Here is a 4,494-nt window from a genome sequence, read left to right as displayed (position 1 = left end):
TCAACACGCCCTAGTATCTCGAGATAATTTATGCGAAATTAAAGACGTGCTTGTCCATCATATTCACCATGCGGCCAATCTCTGGCTTGGTGATCGTATCATTGGCCCCAAGGGACAACGCCTTCGCACGGTTATCTTCACTCATTAATGAAGAAAACATTACGATAGGCATTTCGTTATATTCTTGCGTATCACGCAGTCGTTTGACTAAGTGCATACCATCCATACGAGGCATTTCTACGTCGGTTACAACGGCATCAAGCAATTCACGAACTGGCAAGTTTTCTTCTTTCGCAACTTCGATCAAGCTCATCAGTTTTTCATACGCTTCGCCACCATCTTTACAGGTGATCACGTTATAACCCGCAGAAGCCAATGTATCTTGAATAAGTGAACGAATAAACGCAGAGTCATCCACCACCATGATGGTTTTTGCGTTACGCTTACCTACCATACGTTGGTTCAAGTCTACTGATTTATCACCAGTCACGTCGTATTTTTCCATACTCAGTTCTGGGTTGATGTCTGCAATGATTTTCTCGAAATCCAGAATCATGATCAGGTTGCCATCTTTACGAACAACAGCCACAACACAATCTTGCTCACCCGCCTCTAAGAATTGGCTTGGGGATTCCACATCGTTCCAAGAAATACGGTGGATACGCGAAATGCTGTCAATCAAGAAGCCATTTGTCATCTTGTTAAAATCGGTAACGATAACGAACTTACGCTCAAGATCACGGCGAGTAGGAACACCTAACCAACCAGCAAGGTCAACCAGAGGTGTTAATACTTCGCGCGACGAGAATACGCCGATCATATGAGGTTGTGCATTCGGATAATCAGTAGTCTCTGGTACGCGAATCACTTCTCGTACTTTAGCGACGTTAATACCGTAATAACATGTTTTTGTGCTGCCATCTGGCAATTGTTTTTCTAAATGGAACTCAATGATTTCAAGCTCATTGGTACCACTTTCAGTCAGAATAGTACTGGTTACGTTACTCATAAACCCAATTATCCAAAATACGCATCAAGAAGTGGCTTGATGCAATGCCACAGAGAATCACTTCACAGGCGTAAATTTCCAAGAGTCCTTTTGTAGTCTTTGAGACAGAATTTGTAAATAATCAAAAGGATGCTGACTGCACACTTCTATATCAAATGCTGAAATTTCGTCTCATTTTTGAACAAAACACAGCCATACGTTCAATATGGAAAGGCGTTCTAGTTATTAGCGGCAGCTCGAACAAAAAGTTTAGCGATAAATTAGTGCGTTTTAATCACTGACTCATTCGCGACACGATGACGTTCTCCATATACGCCCTCATCGGTTCTAACACCACAGCTAACAACCATTGTGATCTGGTCGCTGTCTCTTAAACCGAGTAGCTGTTTTACGCGTTTTGAATCAAAGCCCTCCATCGGGCATGTGTCATAACCTTTCTCGCGCATTGCGTACATAAAGGTCATCGCAGCAAGTGAAACGCTCTTGTGCAAACAAACACGTACGTCCGATTTACTCACTTCTCGCACCATGGGTTTGTTTCTACCTAACCACCAGCTATATGCCTTCCTCAGCAAACCGCGGACACCAAACATGTCGTTGTTGTAAACCATTGGAATGAGTTTTTCGTAATACTTTAGAGCGCGCTTGGCCGCAACGTCGTCACGGCCTTTAAAAGCTTGACGCACAGTCTCTGCGTTGCGCTTGGCGCGCTCTTCCCAGTTGTGGGTCGTTGCGACAAAGACCACCAGTTCATTCGTGGTTTTGGCTGCATTTTGTCCCATACAGTATTCTGCTAGCTTTGCTTTTTTCTCATCCGAGATAACTCGATGAAATTCCCACATCTGCATGTTGCTGCTATTGGGGCTTAAAGTCGTCAACTCTAGGGCCGTTGCTACATCGTCGTGGTTAAATTCAGCATCCGCATCGTATTTTCTAACTGAACGACGTAAATGGACAATAGATTCGAAAGAAGATTGGCTCATAACAAACTCTAAATATGGAAAAAAGTGATCTTTACTGATTCATCGATAAGCTGCAAGTGCAAATACAACGCCAAACTTAAATTCACGTCAGACTGTTTGTTGTTGCTACGCCAATAAGTGACAATGGGATAAAAAGATAAATAAATATGCTTACCTACTCTTCCCCCGCCTGATTACTGTCTGAATCAGAAGCATCGATTTTATCTCGTCGTATCTAATTGATTGTATTATTTTTAACGAAACATTTTCTCAATAATAAGACGCTCTATTTCAAAAAGTGAAATTGTCATTTTCACCCATTACCCACAGATTTTTCCTACAATCCGAATCCATTAAAGAGTGCTGAAAGGAAGCGGCAAGTAAATTGAAACATAAGGTGAGGCACAAATATGAATAACGTTCTTATTATCGACGACCAGCCGCTATATAGTGAAGCGCTTGCTTCTCTTGTTCAAACCGCTTTCCAATCTGTTAACATCGTAGAGTCAACAGACAGCGCTGAAGTGATGGATATCGTTCGTAACCAACCTGTCGATTTGGTTATTTTGGATGTCGTACTGGGTGACCGAGACGGTATGCGCCTAGCGAAAAATATATTAGCGACGGGTTACCAAGGTAAGATTTTGTTTATTTCTTCTCGCGATTATTCGAGCTTGTCTAAAGCGGCATTTGAAATGGGTGCACATGGCTTTTTGAATAAAAACGAAGCGAAAGCAACCATTTTGGATGCTATTGTTAGCGTGACGCGTGGGTATTCTATGTTTAAAGCGACGCATAACCAATCATCGGGTAGCGTCACTTTATCGAATCGTGAAGCGATGGTATTTCACTATCTCGCTCAAGGTTACTCGAATAAGAAGATCTCAGAGCAACTGTCATTGAGCGCTAAAACCATCAGTACTTACAAAACTCGTATCTTGAAGAAATATCATGCTGAGTCAGTGGTCGAATTACTGAACACACTTCCTCAAGAAGAATGCGGAAGCCTTTGCTGTTAGCCGCTCTTCGAAATAACACGACTAAGTAATCACATATTTCGCGATAGCATCAGTTAATAGCTGGTGCATCGAGTTGTAGCGATGCGTTTGCTTCATTTGTACCACCACTTTTGGGCGCCCCTGCGGATAAAAAGTTTCAGGTACAGGAATAAAATTAAAGCCATCAATTGGTTTTTGATACTCAAGTAAAATCGTCGCTGCCCCTCTCATTCTAATAACCTTAAGTAAGCTGGTTATATTTCCGATAGTAGCGACTCGATCAATGTTAAGTCCGCTCTGCTCAAGGGCTCGTTTAGTGACTTGTTCCCTGTCCTTCCACCCTGCCAACTCAAGTAGAATAAATTTAAGCTCACACGCTTTTTCTACTTCAGTAATACCTAAATCGGCAGGCACGACGATGACGGCAGGAGCGTAACCAATAAATTGCTGATGAATGGATTTTGGGTATTCCTCATTAAAGTAATGCAATTGCATATCGACTTTATCTTCAAGGATTTCATCGATCGTGCTATCCGTGCTGCTTGCAACATTGACGTGGGCATTAGGAAACAACTCCATCAGATCATCCAACAGCAGGTGGCCAAAGGATTGCTGCGCGGATTGTGGCAAACAGATGGTGATGCTCCTGTCATAAGACAGAGGATCAAACTCACGTCTAATCAAGCAGGTTTCTAGCTGATCAAGTGCATTCGTAATTTCGGGCAACTTCCTCTTTAGATAATGCGTAGGCTCAAAGTGATGAGCGTGTCGGATAAACAGTTCATCCTCTAATTGCGTTCGTAAACGGGTGAGATACTTACTTATAGACGCTTCGCTTTTACCCAACGCTTTCGCGACAGGTTTAAGTTGACGATGACGCTCCAGCAACACAAGAATTTTGAGGAGATTTAGGTCGAGATCTTTATTCACAGCGTGGTTACCAAATAGAATCAAAGACTAATTATATTTTTATAATTACTTTCGGCCAAATACAAAGAAAGCAGCCTTTTCATAGGCTGATTAACTATAGGAGACTAAAGTCACGTTTTGGTCAAGTTTATCAGACTCTTACACCGCCAATTAGTGACAATATAGTCATTTAGTCGCAATTTCAGGTTTAAGACATTGTCTCAGTTTAGACTCGTTGGCGTTTGGTCTCGTACAGTTCTTCATCCGCACGCATAATGACATCTTGCAGTGACTCATTTGCATTACTAATGGCTAACCCTGTACTCACACTAATATTGACCTCCATCTTCTTCAAAGGATTTTCTCTTACCGTGTCTTAAAGCTTTTTCTCTAAGGTGGAAGCCTTACTTGCACCGCAGCCCGGTAGAATTGCGACAAACTCATAACCCCCGGTTCTAATTAAATAATCGGTAGTTCGAAATACTTTTCGCATTGCATAAGCGGCCACAAAATAGACGAGATATAAAAACTATAATCAATAACAACCTTGCTCAATGGGTAGTTGTATACCATCAGGTTGTTATTATCAGCCACATAGGAGAAGTGGACCCCAATG

The 4,494-nt window shown here is 42.0% G+C and carries 4 protein-coding genes and 1 pseudogene; 1 reads left to right on the top strand and 4 read right to left on the bottom strand.

The features are described from left to right. Positions 1-28: 28 nt before the first annotated feature. Positions 29-1,009, bottom strand: coding sequence for a chemotaxis protein (locus KIV40_RS24130; protein ID WP_005426925.1), 981 nt, complete (start codon positions 1,007-1,009; stop codon positions 29-31). Between the two features lie 260 nt (positions 1,010-1,269). After that, positions 1,270-1,992 carry a nitroreductase family protein gene (locus KIV40_RS24125; protein WP_285351714.1) on the bottom strand — a complete coding sequence of 241 codons (723 nt, stop codon included), beginning with the start codon at positions 1,990-1,992 and terminating at the stop codon, positions 1,270-1,272. Between the two features lie 389 nt (positions 1,993-2,381). Between KIV40_RS24125 and KIV40_RS24120 the strand changes: the two genes are divergently transcribed. Next, positions 2,382-2,990 (top strand): response regulator transcription factor, encoded by a 609-nt coding sequence (locus KIV40_RS24120; protein WP_045372194.1) that lies wholly within the window; start codon positions 2,382-2,384, stop codon positions 2,988-2,990. A 21-nt stretch (positions 2,991-3,011) separates the two neighbouring features. Here the strand turns inward: KIV40_RS24120 and KIV40_RS24115 are convergent, their stop codons facing one another. Together KIV40_RS24115 and KIV40_RS24110 are read right to left on the bottom strand one after the other, a co-directional pair. Continuing rightward, a complete protein-coding gene (locus KIV40_RS24115; RefSeq protein WP_045377010.1) occupies positions 3,012-3,899 on the bottom strand; it encodes a LysR family transcriptional regulator in 888 nt (295 codons plus the stop codon). Between the two features lie 205 nt (positions 3,900-4,104). Next, a pseudogene (locus KIV40_RS24110) lies at positions 4,105-4,494 on the bottom strand (GGDEF domain-containing protein); the annotation flags it as partial.

This window comes from Vibrio sp. D173a (assembly GCF_030248475.1).
This window is presented reverse-complemented; position numbering and strand designations above follow the sequence as displayed.

Bases quoted from the DNA above. Each gene is read 5' to 3' on its own strand.
- KIV40_RS24130 (WP_005426925.1), bottom strand. From the start codon at position 1,009: ATGAGTAACGTAACCAGTACTATTCTGACTGAAAGTGGTACCAATGAG.
- KIV40_RS24125 (WP_285351714.1), bottom strand. From the start codon at position 1,992: ATGAGCCAATCTTCTTTCGAATCTATTGTCCATTTACGTCGTTCAGTT.
- KIV40_RS24120 (WP_045372194.1), top strand. From the start codon at position 2,382: ATGAATAACGTTCTTATTATCGACGACCAGCCGCTATATAGTGAAGCG.